The sequence below is a fragment of the Paraburkholderia sp. PREW-6R genome (assembly GCF_039621805.1).
In the GTDB taxonomy this organism is placed as follows: Bacteria; Pseudomonadota; Gammaproteobacteria; order Burkholderiales; family Burkholderiaceae; genus Paraburkholderia.
Genome location: NZ_CP155076.1, coordinates 68,043 through 85,681, shown reverse-complemented (window position 1 = coordinate 85,681; position 17,639 = coordinate 68,043). Strand labels below are relative to the sequence as shown.

The 17,639-nt window shown below is 59.2% G+C and carries 3 protein-coding genes and 2 pseudogenes; all 5 read right to left on the bottom strand.

What is annotated here, in order from left to right:
• Positions 1-295: 295 nt before the first annotated feature.
• Positions 296-454, bottom strand: a pseudogene (locus tag AAGS40_RS29725) (IS3 family transposase); the annotation flags it as partial.
• A gap of 125 nt (positions 455-579) precedes the next feature.
• Positions 580-1,017 (bottom strand): annotated as a pseudogene (locus tag AAGS40_RS29720) (AGE family epimerase/isomerase); the annotation flags it as partial.
• Between the two features lie 360 nt (positions 1,018-1,377).
• Entirely contained in the window at positions 1,378-1,836 is a 459-nt protein-coding gene (locus AAGS40_RS29715) for a hypothetical protein (RefSeq protein ID WP_345817793.1), read from the bottom strand.
• Between the two features lies 1 nt (position 1,837).
• Positions 1,838-2,731: a peptidylprolyl isomerase gene (locus tag AAGS40_RS29710; protein ID WP_345817792.1), complete on the bottom strand. Its 894-nt coding sequence runs from the start codon at positions 2,729-2,731 to the stop codon at positions 1,838-1,840.
• A gap of 205 nt (positions 2,732-2,936) precedes the next feature.
• Complete coding sequence (locus AAGS40_RS29705; RefSeq protein ID WP_345817791.1) at positions 2,937-16,835, bottom strand: hemagglutinin repeat-containing protein; 13,899 nt, start codon at positions 16,833-16,835, stop codon at positions 2,937-2,939.
• Between the last annotated feature and the right edge of the window lie 804 nt (positions 16,836-17,639).

Sequence of the window (17,639 nt, the reverse complement as noted above, 5' to 3'; positions counted from 1 at the left end):
GTTCCTCTCATGTATGGTCGACAAAGGTGTCGACCGAGTCGACGGGCCAGCACAGCCAAGCCCGCGGTCGCCCAAGCTGCGTCCACCGGATACATCGTGGATTTATGGATAAATGTTCCATGCGACTGACTGCACGGAATGAGCAGATATGAAGGCGTGAACACCACGACCGACAGAGAAGCGCCTGAATGAAACCGTTTAGTGGCAACCGTCGTAGACGCCGTCACATGCGCTTATCTGTTAGCGCCGATGTAAAAATGACCCTGGGGGGGTGCGGACAAATTCTTGGACTGATTTATGCCGCGATTCCAAGACTCTGCCGGTATTCGATGGGGCTGAGGGAGCCGAGCGAAACCTTGATCCGTTTTGCGTTGTACCAGCGGATGTACGAGTCAACGATCTCGATGAATTGATCGATGGTCGTGGCTCGCCAATCACGAGGATAGAACAACTGGGGGTGCGGACAATTGTTGGACTACCTGTAGGTAGTTCACCTTCTCATACGAAGCTCGCATTCCAGCGGTTCGACTTTACTTGAAGCTAGGCAAGCGCATCGGAGCTACCATTCGGTAACTAGGCTATGAGCGAGGAGACTTCATGCATCTGCGGCAGTGCGGCGCAGTCTCCAGATCGTGCAGCATATTCGGCGCAAGCAAACACAATGAAAGCTTGAGTGTAGAGGTCCTTTGTGGTGTCGAGCGGATCGCCGTTGGCGTCAACGCTGTAAAACCATCCGCCATGCCTCCTGTCCCTGAAACGGCGCTTAAGGGAGGTGCACAGCCGGTGGGCATGTTCTATTTCACCGGCCTGAGCAAAGACGAACAGCTGTCGGGCACACGCCATCGATCGATATCTGAAGTTAGGTAATGGCGAGCAGCCGTTCGCAGACAAGGCTTCATAGGGCAAGCCGAGTGCTGGATTGAAGCCCACGCCTCGCCAGAGCGGCAACACGATATCTCTGAAGTGTGCTCGCAATTCGTTGGCAACACCGGCGCAGCCACCAGGTTTTTTAATCATGACGCTAACCCGGCGTAGGGATGACGGTCGGTCCCAAAGTGGGGAGCTTATAACTTTACTGGCCAGCACGGCCAGAGAATTTCAGATCTAACATCCAGTCAGGCTGGCAATCATGCAGCGATCGTCCACGCGAGGCGGCTGCTTACTCGCTTTGTCCGCATAATGCTTGTCTAAGGCACGCTCCTTCAGGTATGTGACGATCTCCCTCGGAGCGCGAGAAAACTTCTGAAGCGTACGCAGAACGGAAGACCTGATCCAGACACATACCGTTGGGCCAGGCACTTAATGTAATGGTCCACGATACCCGTCAGCCGTTGAACCTCTTAAGGCATCCTGGAAGTGGCATCCCCCTGGCTGCCCCTATCGTCCGCGCTTCCTGTTCAGACCGAACGGCAAACCGGATTTAAATCTCCGCAGCCGCTCGCCAGCCTGTACCACGGCAGACAAAGGTGCTTCCCGAAGCTGCTGGTCGTAGAGGGTGACGATGATCTCGAGGTAACGTGATGCGTCCGAACCGAGCAACCACTTACCAGTAAGGCTGCCCTGCTCGATTGCTTCACAAACTGCCAGCTCGGCCGCTGTAAACTGCTCAGGCTCAAGCTCGCCGAACCCGGCTTCGACCAGGAAGCCAGTCAGCACAATTGCCTCCAGTAGGTGCTGCGCAGCAGTAAGGGAGCCTTGGCCTGCCCGCATCGACGCGAGCGCGATGTGGTTGCGAAGACCCAACTCGTCAGCCTGAGCCTTTTGCATCGGTAATAGCAGCGCCTTACCAAAACGGGATCGCACCACGCGCTCAGCACTTGAATAGGATCGCTGCATGTCACTGCTGGATCGTTGCGGTTTTCATCAGCTCCGCGGTGAACTGTGTCGCTGCTTTCTCAAGGGCAACCCCTTCCAGCTCCTCACGGATCGATTCCCTCGCTTCCTCAAAAGACGGTATCTGGGTCGGCCTGACAGCGTCGACTTTCACAATGGCGTACGGTGCACCCCCGTCTTTTCCGAGCGCAACTGGCTGCGATGTCATGCCGCCAGCTGACAGTTTTTGAATTGCCTGGGCAACTGCCAGAGGCAGGCCCTGAGTCTTACCCTCTTCTGCAGGAGTCTTGAAGCTCACCCAGGGCATTTCGCCGCCACTCTGCGCGTTCGCAGACTTGCTGAGCTGTCTGGCCACATCATCAAACGCCTGTCCAGCTTTCAGCCGATTGAACGCCGCCGTCGAAGCGGCAAGATCCGGCACAACGATAATACGCGGCTTATACTCATTCTTCCCGAGACCCGCCACCAACTCGTCATAGCGTGCCCTAATCTGCAAGTCCGTTACAGTCTCTGGCTTGACGTTGTCTTTCAGGTACAACTGCGTCTCAGCATTTATCTTTGCGGCCTCGATTTCGCGCTCTACCTCAGGTTTTATACCGTACCCTGCTTTCTCGGCATTCTGACGGAAGAGCTCGCGAGCAATCAGTTGCTGCTTTATTGCGAGTCTCAGTTGGGGCGTATCAGTCTCGTGCGTAAGCTCAGATGCTGCGCGAACTGCATCGTCAAGCTGTGCCTGGCTAATGCTCGCTCCGTTCACGAGGGCGATGACACCAGATGGCATGGCCGTCGCCGACTGTGGCACATCGGCCGCCATTGCGCTTATCGCCGATATCGCTAATGTTGTAGCAATACAAACTGCGCCACACGCAGCACGCAACGTCTCTTTCTGAGTCAACATTTTAAATCCCAAATTTACGTTAGTCTTACTTGCCACACGCCTGGTGGCCCCAATATCCCAATCCGTGCAAGGCTGTGATTACTTATCAAACGACCCATGCATCGAAACCAGCGCGCGTACCAGCGCTATGTGTGGTGCACAGTCACACAAATTCCACTTCATAAGGCCGCTGTTTTCATTTCCACATTGCGGGAATGCAAATGCATCACGGCGCCTGTGTAATGTCTTTCTCCGCGAAAGCATTCTCAAGCAGTGTGGCGGGCTCTACCGGGTGAGTTTGCACAGGGCTGACTCCTGCAAAGCCGCGAGTGCGTGTTCCATCTGGTCGAATAGAGTGGACAGCCGCCGTCACGTAGGTTCCGGCTTCCCCGGCTTCTACCATGGCCTGAGCTATACCATTGCTTTCCAGAACAAATTGCGAGAGGCCACCGGTATAGAGCGCGCCTAGCGCGAGTCCCAAATACGCTTTGTTGCGAGCCGAAGTCAGGATTTGATACTTCCATCTACGCGTAATGCCGTCAGTTATCCCTTTCGACCCACTCGCCAGTTGTTGGCCCAGCTGGCCCCGCCAGTCCAAATCGTTGAACTGGCGCTGAAGATAGAAATGTGCCTGCCTCTGGTAGTCGCTTTGTGCCTCCCGCACGACCGGTAGCTCCTGCTCCAGTCGAACTGTACGACTACGGATCTTTCCGATATTTGACCGGAAGCTGCCGTCCGTCGATGCAGGTTTAAGCTGTGCATCCTCAAATTCCCGTTGTGTCTGCTCGATCTTCGCCGGAATCGCGTGAAGCTCCTCGGCGTACTGCCGCAGTTTGATGAACCCGTCAATGCGCGACTGGTTTGCCAGCTTTGCCTTTCCAGATGGAGTGTGCGATACAAACGGATGCGGTCCAGTGATTAACACGAAGTCTATGCCATCGATCAAAGCATTCTTTGCCAATAGATCGGCCGAGAACTCCCGCGCCAGCGAGAATATGCGTGCCGGACTTACATCAACTCCCCGCGCCTGCAAGGCAGCCTGAAACGCTGTCGTGACATTTTTTGGTTGTTCGGCAGGCGCGACAAACGCGTACAGCAATGCTTCGATACCTCCCTTCAAGGCTGTATCAATTACGGCCTGGCGTGTCGGGCTGCTATCGCCTGCCTCGGTGTATGCCTGAATTGCTTTCATCAGGCCCATACCAGCAGACAGCGCTTCGTCATTTGATGCAATTCGGGCAAGAAGTTTGCCCTTCAACACATCCGCCCGATCCTCAAGCGCGCCCTTTTGCTGAGCTAACTCTAGCGCTGTCGGGTTTAACGCCTCGACAGCTGCCCGACCTTGCCGGATTTCTTTTTCCATCTCGCTGACGTCCGCCGCCTGCTTTATCGTGGTCGGTATCAGGACCCGGTCGATAAACCGCTTATAGTTCGCCTGATCTGCACTTTCAAAGTGGCTTTGCACATATTCAGCGATAGACTGAAGCTGGTGGTCGACGAACTGCGGATCTGTCTGATTCGGAGCGGCGGCAATTGCATCTGCATACTTCTTCAATGCGATTTTTGCGATCGCTTTGGTATCCATTGCCAGATGCAGAGTCTCCCGCACCTGCTCCATGAGAGTGTACGAAACAAGCGACCAGGATTGTTTTACGGCCGCCGCGGATAACGGATCTACAGTGGCCAGTGCCGCCCCAAGCGCGACCTTGCCTGCGCTATCAAACACCTCAGCAGCGAAGGTTACAGCGGCGTCCATCCTGGCGCGATCGCCTGGGTGCATGAGACGTTGCTGCTGCATATAGTCATCAACCAGAGCTTTTAGCTCATCGCGCGTCGACTGAAGGTTTTTAACCACACCCGAAACCTCCGCTGCGTCAAACTCGATACCAGGCTGCTCGTCGGCAAGCAGCTGCTCAAAATTCTTGATGATCGAATCCAGATTACGCAAAGAATCTTCGTAAGCGTTACCTCCTGTAGGATAAAGCTTTGCCCGAAAAGCCCGCGCCCTGCTTGCAAGGTCGATATTGCCGCCGGTCAAGATAGTGGTGTAGTGGCCCAGTCCGCGCCCTAGTCCTGCTACTTTTCCTACCTTCCATTGCGCATCTTTCCAGCTGGCGAGTGCCTCCTCGTATGACGTACTCGACCCGAAATCCGCTTGTTTGGGCTCAGGATATAGCTCTGCAAACACGGAAAGCGCACTTTGCGTGATCAGCCGCGTTGGATAATTTACCGCCTGCTTCGCTAACGTATTTATCCCCACATCAACGACGTTTCCAGATTGCGCCTGCTCAATCTGCTCGGCCGAGGCTCCAAAGAGTGGGAGCACTTTTCTCGCATCGCGGCTGTTAAGGTCATCTATCATTGTCGCCGAGTCACTCCCGGTCGCTGCGTTATCCTGCAGCTTCTTGAGGAGCATATCCAGCTCGGGCCTCACTGCCTGCGCGTCAATGGGCACGACATTCTTCGTCGCGCCTGATAGGCGTTCCATGGCAAGCGTCCTGGACTGCAGTGCAACGCCATCCCGGCCGTCGGACAAACGCATAAGCGGATTTTGCGAGAGCGCCATTACACGCTCGGGCATACCTTGGAGACTTGCAAACGGTGAAATCAGACCGGGTAAGATTTTGGCCGAGTCGGTCATTAGATCGACGGCGTGTGCTGCCAGCAGCCGTGTCGTCATTTCTGGCAAGTTATCCTTTTCTGTGAGCATGCTCGTCTTATCCGGCATCCCGGGACGGAGCGGCGCATCGAACGATGAGCTGCCTGTGTCAAGGATTGTGGTGGGCAATGGCGCCGATCGGTCCAAAGCCGCACCCGCACCCGCGCTCGATCGCTTGCCAAGAAGAACTTCATCAGTTTCCGTCAGACTGTCGTCCGCGACCGGGCGCACAACACCAGTGGGCAGATGATATGCGAGGTCGGTTGTAAAACCAGTGACCTGGGCGCCGACACCACGCTGCTGCAGGGCGTTCTGCACTTTCTGAGCAAACGATGGGTCGCCTTGGATACTGCACCCTGTCCTGCAGCCGGCCAGCAAAACGTGTGTCGTGTCCGGCTGAACAAGATCCGCAATCTGCGCAGGCGTCAGATCGCCCAGCGTGCCGCTGCCCGCATCATGGTGTCCAACGAAGCGCTGTACGCCGCGTAGCGGTGAATACGGCTCCAGAAGGCTGTTTTTGTCCGAACTCGCTAGCGACTGCGTCGCTGAAGAAGCCTGACGCTGGTCTGACACGTTCTCTCGCCCCTCGCCATCTGACGGGACAGGATCTGACGACGACGTACCTTCAGCAACTTTCCGGGTGTCAGTCAGGATCGAACCGTTGTGTTCGGTCGCGCTGACATCAGCCGCGCGGGCGGACACGGCGGGAAACCCGGTCTCCCCCGAGCGCACCGCAGAATCAATTCCAGACGAAAGCTCTTGCGCCGGCTGGACAGCATGCAGCACCGGCGCGGATGGCTCTCCATAGCCAGGCGTCTGAGTTGAGGACAATGTCGTCAGATCGCTATGCCCGCTCGTTTCCCTGCCTGGCCCCGGATCGAGAGCCTCTGGAGCCGGCGCCGTCTTCGCCGATCCCGTTAATGCCTTTTTGACTACTTTCCCGGCTTTAGCCACCTTCGACCTGATTGCCGCAACAGCGCCGGGTAGATCACCCGAACGGATCGCATCCCTCAGCCGCGGCGCTGGGGGCAACGAGACATTTGATGCTGTTGAGTCAGTTGTCTCGCCTCGCCCAATCTGCTTTTCTGTCTCCTTCTGCAGCGCGCCAGGTTTCAGAATGCTGCGCGTTGTGGGGCCGCCAGCAGCGACCATTGCACCGACCAGCTGGTCTGCTCCGAAGGACGAACTCAGGTCACCCTGGCCGGGGCCGACACCCTTCACCCAACTGACATTGTCTGGTACCCCCGCAAAGAGCACGGTATAAAGCTGCCCGAAAAGGTTTGACCGGTTCACGTTGCTCGGATCGCCAAGCAGGGTTCTCCAGGCGGAGCCCGTCTGCGCTGCGCTCATGCTGGCCCGCGTGCCGTCCGCCCCTTTGGGCCCAACACCGAAGAGTGTCGGATTGAAGCCAATTTTCACGTCCAGCTTCGCATTGCCCTCGTAATGTGCTTTGCTAACCATACCCACTGTCGTCTCGATGGTGTTGATCATCGAGTTCATGACGCTCTTGTCGAGCCCCGTGACCAGTCCTGATTCCGGGTTGAACGTACCAGACTTGCTGTTATACCCGTAGCCCTGCGAAAAGATGTCCATACCCATGCCGCCTGCGGTTTCGGCGACGTAGGCACCTATGTAGTTTGCACGGTTGCGACCGTCGGTTGCTCCAGCGCTTTCGACCGCCGGAGGTTTAACGATCTCGGGTTGCGGTTGCGGCGCAGGCCGCGGAGGGACTGTCTCAAGCGGGAAAACGTCCGCTGCAACCGCCTTGCTCCACGCATAGACCTGGCCGTCGACGTAAGCGGGCGCGACAGAATGCGCAAAACTCGGGGCAGTGGCCGTTGCCCCCATTGCGGCGGCGCCTCCTAATGTACCGACTCCGATCAGCAAACGCTCCACAACACTTTTCGTCGCCTGTTTTGACAGATCCAGTGCGGCTGACTCACGGGCGTCCGCACTCAGCCAGCTCGCCTGATCCAGCATCTTCATGCCTTGTCTGTAATCGATGATATCGCTGTGGATACCGAAACCCACGGCCGCCAGTGGTACCGTCATTGTTGCCGCACCAATGGCCATCGATGCGGTAGGCGCGACGACAGAAAGCGCCGTCAGTCCGTAGCGAGTCAGCTCCCGCAGGCCGGTGGTCGCGCCAGACACGAGCGTCTCGCGCGCGGCGACCACGGGCAGGATATTGGCCACGTTAGCAAGATCGTCTACCGTTGAAAGCGGAGCGATTTCGGTAGCCTTTCCGCTCGCAACCTTCGTCTCCACAGCAGCAGCCTGCGTCCTCGCCTTGGCGATCTCCCCGGCCTGCCCGGCTGCAGCCTCGTGATTGACCGGCTGGGTATCCTGCGACACGCCATTATTGAACGTGAAGCCGATTTCGCTCGACGTGTGAACATCCTGCACAGCATTTGTAACCAGTGCGCCACCGGCCACTACCGACGCCGAACCAAGCACATTGCCGTCCTGTACAACATCCTGCTTTGCCTGCACCTGACTCGTGCCGCCGACCTTAAGCGTAGCGAGCGTGTTGGTCACGTCGTTGGAGTTCTCCTTGTGGAAACTGCCGTCCACTGACGTCTGCTGTGCATCTTTCATCCCTGCACTCGACACATCGAGTTGTGCGTCAGAGCTGGCCGCCGTGGCTGTGCTTTGAGCCGCCAGAAACTTCACATTGCCGCCCGTTGACACAATGCTCGAATTGCCACCGACCTGGATCTGCGTGCCCTCAAAAGCGACATCGTCATGGCCACGGATGGATGAATTGCCTCCAACCGTTACATTTCCGACCTGTGCCGTGGTGCTCTGCTGGTTCTGGCTAGCAAACCCGATCTGGCCAGAACCGTTCACAAACGTGCCGTCTGCCAGATGTTCCGGATCGATCTGAACGCCAGCGCCCGCGCCAACGCTGCGGCTCGAAGAACTCGAGACCGACGTGTCGTGGGCCGCATCCATAAGAACCTGACCGGCAGAGTCAAGCTGCAGATTTTTCGTAACATTCAGATCCGTACCTTCGAATCGCATGTCGCCCTGCGTGGTCGTCACGCTCAGGTTGCCCACATTGACATTGCCCACAATGGCATCACTGCTGGACATGCTGCTGTTTGCCTGGTCGTGCTGCACGCTTGCGTTAAGCGTGGCCATCGGGCTTACACTCGCCCCGCCCTGCGTCATCATCCCCGCCTGAACGCCGACGCCCCCCGACAGCCCGACGCTGGTACTTGACGACTGGCTCGTCGCCCAGCTCGTATCGTGGGCTGCTTCATAGTCGAGCTGCCCGGCACGGATCGTCAGATCACCCGTACCACCCGTGCTCAGGTTCGTACCTTCAAGGGTGGCCTTGCCGCCCACATCAAGATTGATGCCGCCCGATCCTGCGTTGATCGATCCGACGACGGCCTGACTTGATCCCATCGCATAGCTGTTTTGTGCCCAGTTCGCCCCGGCGTCAAATCCGACGGTCGCCTGCGCCCCCGCGCTACCCTGGGCGACGCCCCCGGGTTTAAGAAGGCCGCCCCCACCGCCGGACTGCACCGACGTGTTCCCATCCAGGCTCACCCCGAGGTTAAAGCCCTGCTCGCTGTGACTACTGCTCTCGGTATGCGTATTTGCGGCCGCGAGAAAATCAAGCGTCTGCGCCTGCAGCGATACACTGCCATCTGCACCTGTCTGGATCTGCGTTCCCTCGTTCAGAATGCGCTGACCAGCGGTCTGCGTCACATTTTTTCCGATGATCGTGTTCACCACTGCAGTGGTGTCACGAACACTCTGGGTGTCGGAGCTGCTGCTGTCGCTGAAGCCGAGCGTCGCCTTGTTGTCTGCCGATGCACCCGTGCCGTATGTCGTACCGGTGATGGTTGAGGACATCCCTGCATGAGCACTGCCGTTGCTCGAGCCGCCCAACGCCAGACCAAAGGCGCTCTGCTGTGACGAGCTTGAGGATTGGGAGACGTCGTTTGCGGCTACGTTCAGGATATTTCCGGCCTGCTCCACGACATTACCGGTGCCATTGCCTGCATTGATTGCACTCGCCTGGGACGTCAGCGTTCCACCGGCAACCACGCTGATGTTCTGGCCATTGAGTTGCGTTCCGTGGTTCTTGATCTGGAGTGTGCTTTCGCTGCTCGAACTCTGGGTCATCCCAAGCAGCAGTTGGCCGGATGCGCCTGCCTGTGCTGTTGCTTTAGCCGAAATACCGTTTTCCACATAACTCTTCATGCCCTGAAGAAAATCGTTCAGGTTATCGGGCGTAGCGGAGGCCGTGCCCGTCGTCGCCATGCTGACGCTACCCGAAGAACTCAGTCCAATCGAGGTGCTTTGGCTTTGCGTGCTCGTCGTGTGCACATCCTGTGCAGCCAGCAGGTTCACGTTTGCGCCCTGTATCAGCACATTGCCGCTTGTCCCCGCCTGCACGGTGGTTCCGACTGACGTCACGTCGCCCGTTGCCGCGACGGTGACATTGCCACCAGCGGACAGTTGCGATGCCCTGGCCCACGAATCGTAGGTGTTCGACTGGGTCGACGTGCTGCCATAGAACTGCAGCGGAGCGCTGAAGAGCGATGAAGACTGGGTGCTCGCGCTTGTAGTCTGCGTATCCTGGCCGGCAAGAAGCTTGACATTCTGCCCGGTTACCGAAAGGTCGCCTCCCGCATTGACTGCGGCTGCGCGCATCGTTAACGTCTGGCCAGATTGCAGGCTTGCGTTGCCTCCGGTCTGGATTGTCGTACCCGCGCTCTGGCTGAAGGCAGCATCGGTTGTGGTCGTCTGGTGATTCATCCAGTTGCCCGAGCCACTCTGACTGTGAACAGTTGCAGTGTTCTGTGCGTCCAGCACATCCAGATTGCCCGCCGCAACCATCGAGAGATCGCCTCCGGTTTTAACCGTGGCATCGGTGAGCGTAGTGTTACGCCCGGACTGGGTGCCCAGACTGCCGCCCACCTGCAGAATCGAGCCCTGATTCTGTGTAGCTGTCGTCTGAATGACAGTACCCGGCTGCGGCCCTGAACTTGTGGAAGAGGTCGATGTGACTGCGGTCGACAGGACCAGATCTCGTCCCGCAACGATGCCGGCATTGCCACCTGCTGTCACCGACGATCCTTTGAGCACTATATCCTGCCCTGCCTGGATGCCGAGCGCCTGGCCTGCGTTGATCTGCGCCGTGCTACCCAGCAACGTCCCGCCCTGATCGAGCGTCGTGTTATTGACGGATCCACCCACCGAAGCGAGGGAGACGTTCTGCCCCGTAATCGCGCCCCCGACGTTATTCAGGTCGCCCTGGACCTGGATCTTCTGTAGCTGGGATGCTGCGATCGTGCCGCCCTGGTTGGTCAACGAATCCAGATTCAGACTGGTATTTGCCGCCATGATGACAGCGCCGCCGCCCGGTAAAGACTGATGCGCGCCCGGTGCAAGATACAGCATGGGCACCTGCACGGTCTGACCGTTGACCTGGGTGTCCACGGCCCACACGATGTCCTGCTTCAGTTGTGCGACCTGGGCGCCCGTTAGTGGGACCCCGATCTTCAGACCAAGCGCCGGCGCCTGCGCCACCGCATTGTCCATCAGGCCTTTCATCTGGTCTGCCTGATTCACGAACGCCGTCTCCAGAGACAGGCCTGTCTGTGCTGCCATCTCCTGCGATACCAGCGACGCTTCGTAGTTTGCATCGCCCAGCAGCTTGACAGTCTGGGTGGCGGTATAGCCGTACAGCTGCTGGATCAGATAATCAGTACCAACGGACTGCGTGCCCAGCAGATAACGCGGGTTTGTTTCGACCACGTACGATGCATTCGAGCTGCGGTCGGGGACGAATAACCCATTCGGATTCGTCGGCAGGTTCACTACCGCCCCGGCCAGCCAGAGCTGACCATTACCGAGGTCGAGCGCGACGTCCACGCTCGGCGGCGTCCGGTAGCTCACCACCTGCGTCCCATTGGTCGCCACCGTGATTCCGTTTTTACCTGCTGCCGCCTGCAGCGAAGCGCCCTGGGCGGCATTTGCCCCGACGGTCGATGCGCCGCCGGTGGTGACCGCGAGGTAGGCCGATCCGGCAGGCGCAGCGGGCGTTTTAAACACCGCACTTGCCAGCTGGTAAGGTGTGCTGCGGTTCGTCAGGCTCCAGTTGCCCGACGCGTTAAGCTGACCAGCGTAGATTGCTGCCGTCAGTTGAGCCTGGGCATCCTGCTGCGTGAGCTGCGATGAGATCTGCAGGTTACCTGGAGAAGGATCGTAATAGGTGCAGAAGATGAAACACGAAATGTGCTGGACCGTATCCCAAGTGGCGGTGTAGTCCTTTCGCAGCAGCGCGAGATTGTCATTTGTGAACGTTGCGCCTGAATTGCCCGTCAGATTGACAGTACGTCCCGAGAGTACGGCTCCCAGATTCTCTCCGTGGTCGAAGTTCTGCACGGTCAACGTGTTGCCGGCGACAAACTTTGGCTGGTAGGTCGGCGTGCCTCCGGCGTAATACTGCGTGTTCGTCAGGTTGGCCTGGTAATAGCGCTCCGTGTACGAATCAAACAGGCCGCTATCCCAGTGCGTCTCGCTGGTCTCTCCGTATCCCGACCCAGCGCCGACCTGCACGCCGAGGACCTGTGCACCGTTTCCGTCATTGTTATATGACACGACGTCAGGCGTCAGCCACTGGCGCGTATCGCCCCCTGCTACCGAATTGCTGAACTGGGCAGCACTCACCGTGGCGTTGCCCGCCACGTTGATTTCGCTGTTGTTATTGAAACTGTTCGCAGTGACCGTCAGGTCGCCATCCGAGTCGATCTGGCCAATGCCCTGACTGAGCGTTCCAACGTTGGTCACCGTTCCAGCGTTGAGATTGATCGCCTGATGGCTATACAGTTGACCTGCATTGATGATGTCACCGGTACCTGTGTCGACGTTGAGCTTGCCGAGAGCCGAAATGGCACCCGTCTGCGCGTTGTTCACCGAGCTTGCATTGACCGTGAGATCGCCGCCAGAAAACACAAGGCCAGGGTTATTCAGTGCTCCGTTCACATTCAGCGTTGCCTGACCGCCCGACTGGGCCAGTAGCAGACCCGCGTTAGCCCCGCCAAACGTGAGCGCGGTAGTGGAAATGTCGGCATTGCCCACGCTCTGCATCGTCCCACCGTCGGCAACACCGACGCTTGTCGCGTTCACGCCAAGCGTGCCGCCGGATGCGACCAGTGCGCCGTTGCCAATGTCGAGCGTCGACGTGCGCAGTTGCAGGTCCTGCTGCGCTTCAAGCGTGCCATTGTTATTAATGACTGGCGCGCCCACGTCGCCCTGACCCAGAACCGTTGCGCCGGAATTGTCGAATTCTTTCCGGGCCGTAACCTGCGCGGTCCCCATGTCCTGGAAGCGCCCCTCATTGCTCAGGGTGCCGGCCGTCACTGCGCTCTGTGCGCCCGCATCCTGGGCGAGCGTCAGGGTACCGCCCGCCTGATTATCCAGCGTCCCGCTTACCGCAAGAGTGCTGCCATGCAGCCCCGCAATCGACCCTGAGTTGGTAAGCGTGGAGAGGTTCAGGTTTAGCGTTCCACCCTGCACGGTTCCCTGAGCCGCGGCCTGCTGCGCGTTGCCCGTGTTGGTGGCCGTATTGCTGGCCGCGTTGGTGAGCGTTGCGTTACCGCTGCCGTTCTGCCCCTGAACGGTCAGCTTCTGCCCGGCGATCAACGTACCGCTCGCAGCGTTGGTGACCGCAAGCGTGCCAGCCGATGCACCCGTCAGACTCAGATTCCCCTGTGCGCTTATTGTCCCGGCGTTTGTCACCGAATTGCTCACAAGCGTCGCGTCCCGGGTATTCGACACCAGTTGCGCACCGGCCTGGTTGGTGACGCTGTCCGCGTTCACCTGGAGCGCGTTCTGTGCGCCCAGCTGACCAGCGTTCGTCAGATTGCCGCTGACCGAGGTCGTCAGGCCCTGGCCCGCATACAGGGTACTCCCCGCCTGGTTCGTCAGCTGCGCCGCCGTCACCGTGCTGTCGCCACTCTGCGCGCCAAGATAGATCGTACCGCTATTGGCCAGTTGACCCGCAGCCGCCACGTTACCGCCCACGGCCGACTGCACGGAACCACTGTTGTTCACCGTGCCCGCAGCTACCGACAGACTGCCTCCCGCGACCAGCTTGCCCGTGTTCGTCAGCGACTCGCTGCTACCGCCGCTTGCGTCGCTTACCGTGACATTGGTACCCGTAACCGAACCATCGTTGCTGACTGAACCCGCGCTATGCACAACCAGGTTGCCCACCGCCAGCACAGTACCGGTCGTGCTGTTCGACAGACCACCCGCACCAGCGCTGACGTTCATCGCACCAGTGCCTTGCAGTACGCCCGAGTTATCGATCGTGCCCGCAGCCACCGTGCTTGTGACCGCACCGGTCGTACCACGGTTAAGTGCGAGCAGTGCGCCGGAATCATTCCGGAGCACTCCACTTACGTTCACCTGGCTCTGAGCGCTACCTCCGGTGATCTGCCCGCTATTTGCGAGTTGCGCCAGCCGAAGATCCAGTGCATCGCCCTGCACGGTTCCCTGAGCCGCGGCCTGCTGCGCGTTGCCCGTGTTGGTGGCCGTATTGCTGGCCACATTGGTGAGCGTTGCGTTACCGCTGCCGTTCTGCCCCTGAACGGTCAGCTTCTGCCCGGCGATCAACGTACCGCTCGCAGCGTTGGTGACCGCAAGCGTGCCAGCCGATGCACCCGTCAGACTCAGATTCCCCTGTGCGCTTATTGTCCCGGCGTTTGTCACCGAATTGCTCACAAGCGTCGCGTCCCGGGTATTCGACACCAGTTGCGCACCGGCCTGGTTGGTGACGCTGTCCGCGTTCACCTGGAGCGCGTTCTGTGCGCCCAGCTGACCAGCGTTCGTCAGATTGCCGCTGACCGAGGTCGTCAGGCCCTGGCCCGCATACAGGGTACTCCCCGCCTGGTTCGTCAGCTGCGCCGCCGTCACCGTGCTGTCGCCACTCTGCGCGCCAAGATAGATCGTACCGCTATTGGCCAGTTGACCCGCAGCCGCCACGTTACCGCCCACGGCCGACTGCACGGAACCACTGTTGTTCACCGTGCCCGCAGCTACCGACAGACTGCCTCCCGCGACCAGCTTGCCCGTGTTCGTCAGCGACTCGCTGCTACCGCCGCTTGCGTCGCTTACCGTGACATTGGTACCCGTAACCGAACCATCGTTGCTGACTGAACCCGCGCTATGCACAACCAGGTTGCCCACCGCCAGCACAGTACCGGTCGTGCTGTTCGACAGACCACCCGCACCAGCGCTGACGTTCATCGCACTGCCGGACTGAAGCACTCCGCTGTTATTGAGCGTGCCGGCGCTTACCGAATCGGGCACCGCCCCGCCTCCCTGGCTAACGGTAATGATCGCGCCCGACTCATTGTTCAGCTGGCCTGAAACAGCGATCGCACCGGCCGCAGTCGCGCCGGCAATCTGGCCGGCGTTGGTAAGAGTGCCCAGTCGCAACTGAAGTCCATTAGCGACCAGTTGACCGCTGCTTTCATTGGTCAACGCCGTACCAGCGGCCGACCCACCATTGCCGATCGACAATGTGCCTTTCTGGGCACTGATTCCCCCGGCATTGTCGATCTGGCCGACGTTCAGCTGAACGTCGCTGGATACAGAACCAACGGCGCCGCTGTTGCTCAGGCTCGAACTGTTCGCGCGCAAGGCGTTCTGTGAGGCAATTGTGCCGCTGTTGCCGAGCGCCCCCGCAACCGTGGCGTCAAGGGTGTCCAGTGAGCGCAACGTACCTGAGTTAGCGAGCTGTTGTGCGACAACAGTGGTTGCCCCGTTACTCTGCACCGCTCCGCTATTCATAAGCGTGCTGGCATTCATGTCCAGCGTGCCGCCAGAGGCAATCGAGCCAGCATTTGTGACCGACTGCGTGCCACCACCCGCAGTGTCGCTCACTGTGATAGCGCCGCCTGCGGATAGCTCTCCAGTATTGGTCAGCGGCCCCGCACTCTGGACGGATAGTGAGCCCTGCGTTGCACTGACTGTACCGGCCTGATTCAGCGCTCCGGCACTGACTATCGAGACCCGTCCGTTCTGACTTGCGACGGCTTGTCCTGCCCCCCCGTTGTAGGTAAGGCCACCTTTGCCTGCAGCCAGGGCGATATCGCCGGCAGCGGCCACCGAAGACTGACCCAACGCCAGAGTGTCGGTCGCACCGATATTGACCGTCTGACCGGCGACATTTGTACTGGTACCAGCAAAGTTAACATCACCGCCTTGCAGCGAAAGCGAACTTCCGGCCTGATATCCGACGTTATCAAGAACAGTGGCGCCTGTGGTACTGAGCTGCACCAGGCCACCTGCGCTGCGCGTATTGTTTCCACCCTGGGTTGCGCCACTCGCGTTATCGCTGAGGGTAGCGGCATTCACTGTCAGATTGCCGGCTTTGGCCTGCAATTGTCCGCCAGTGATATTGACGCCGCCCGCAAGAGCGCTCACTCCAAGATTCTGACCCGCGGTCAGCTGCGCCCCTGAGAGGGAGACAGCGTTAGCGCCGCCCGAGGTGCTCGCCAGCTGCACATTCCCCGATGCAGACATCGGGCCCTGCACCGTCAGCTGCCCGGCAGACTGTACGGCAACATCCCCGGCAGTTGCCGACACCGGGCCAGCCATGCGAACGCCAACGCCTGCTTCGGTCGACACGATCTTGATGCGGTCGGCATACATGCCGCCTAGCGCGGTGGAATCGATCGCGAGAGCCGGTGCGCCGCTCGAGCTCGTCGTCGGTGTCATGACGCGGCTATCCACACTGAACGTACCGTTGCCCGTCGCGATCGTGACGTCGTGGCCATTGACCTGGCCGTCCAGTTTGATCGAACGGGATACGAGATCGAGCAGCGCTGGATTGGTCGCGTCAAGCCCCGTACCCTGCACCAGGATATCGCCGCCAGTCACATTGAAGCCAGCCAGCGCGCCATTGGCACCCAGCACCGGGGTACCGGTGGTGAGTGTTGCATGCCCGGTGTTGATGAAGCCGCAGCCATTACAGGTGATGCCGTAGGGATTGGCTACAACGACGTCAGCGCGCTGGCCGGAAACCTCGGTGTATCCAGCGAGGACCGAGCGGTTAGGCGATACGACTTCGTTCAGGATGACGGTAGCCCCGGTTGTCAGGTTCGGGTTAGTCAGCATGGAACCGGCCAGCTGTGACGGATTCGGCGCGACCATGCCGCCTGTAACAGGAGTCGGGTTGTTGTTCAGTACAAGCCCGCGCCCGTCGACGTTGTACTGGGTGTACTGGTTGTAGGAGAGCCCCGCGCTATTCGGCTTCGCAATATCGACAACAGATACGCCGTTTGGATTGGTGTAGACCTGGGTCTGGCCACCTGCCTTCGGTGTGACCTGAGCAAGTGCGCGCAATGGAACGGCCCACACCTGTCCCATGATGACTGCCCAGGCCACGATGCGACGCCACTGCGGATACCGCCGGTTCGAACTGTTCTGCACGGGAACACCTGCTCTCTTGTGAAGGAAGGTCTGCACTTGGTGCGCACGCGGGTCCGTACCACCTGACTCGCCAGGGCGAGCTGCAAAGTGGTTCGAAAATTAGCATGTGGTTCGGCGCTCATTCATTTTTACATCTGAGCAAAGCTGATCTGATCTGCGACCGTCACTGCTTTTTTTAGCTAGGGCATTGACTGCTCAACGGATGCCCGCCAGACCATCAGGGAAAGCCCGCATGTTGGATATAAGCGTCTTGACGCACGACACAACCGTTGCCGCGCTTACAGGAGCGGCCCCCAGACCGGGCAACGATCGCAGGCGTGAGATGTCACGGTGCCACAGCAGCTGCCGGAGGGAACGCCGCAGGATCTGCAATACAGACCGCTATGAGCGATACGCCGGAAGACCTCGGACCTGCCGCGTTCGGACCAGGCAGATCGGCAGGCGTCCCTTGACTGTAGGTATGCGGGCAGAGGCGACCGTCTCTGCATTGAGGCTGATGCCTCTTACTGGCCAGTGTCGCCCCCGTCAGGTGAACCTTCCCGTCCATTGCGTATTCCGTCGGGTGGAAGCTGCTCCAGGGAGCGCGGTGTGCAGCTGTTGCCCATCCGGTAGCAGCCCGGCGCGTGGCCAGAATCCTCATGGTCGGGCGGCGTCTGAACGTTTTTTTAACGGCTAATATCGCAGCGTCGCAATCCTGGGCATGCCATGAACCGCACGTACGGCCGTAGTAAAGGGAAGGGACTGCTATAGAAGGTGACGGTTAGCGTTGGCGGCAAGCTACCGGTGCAACCCGCGACTTATCAG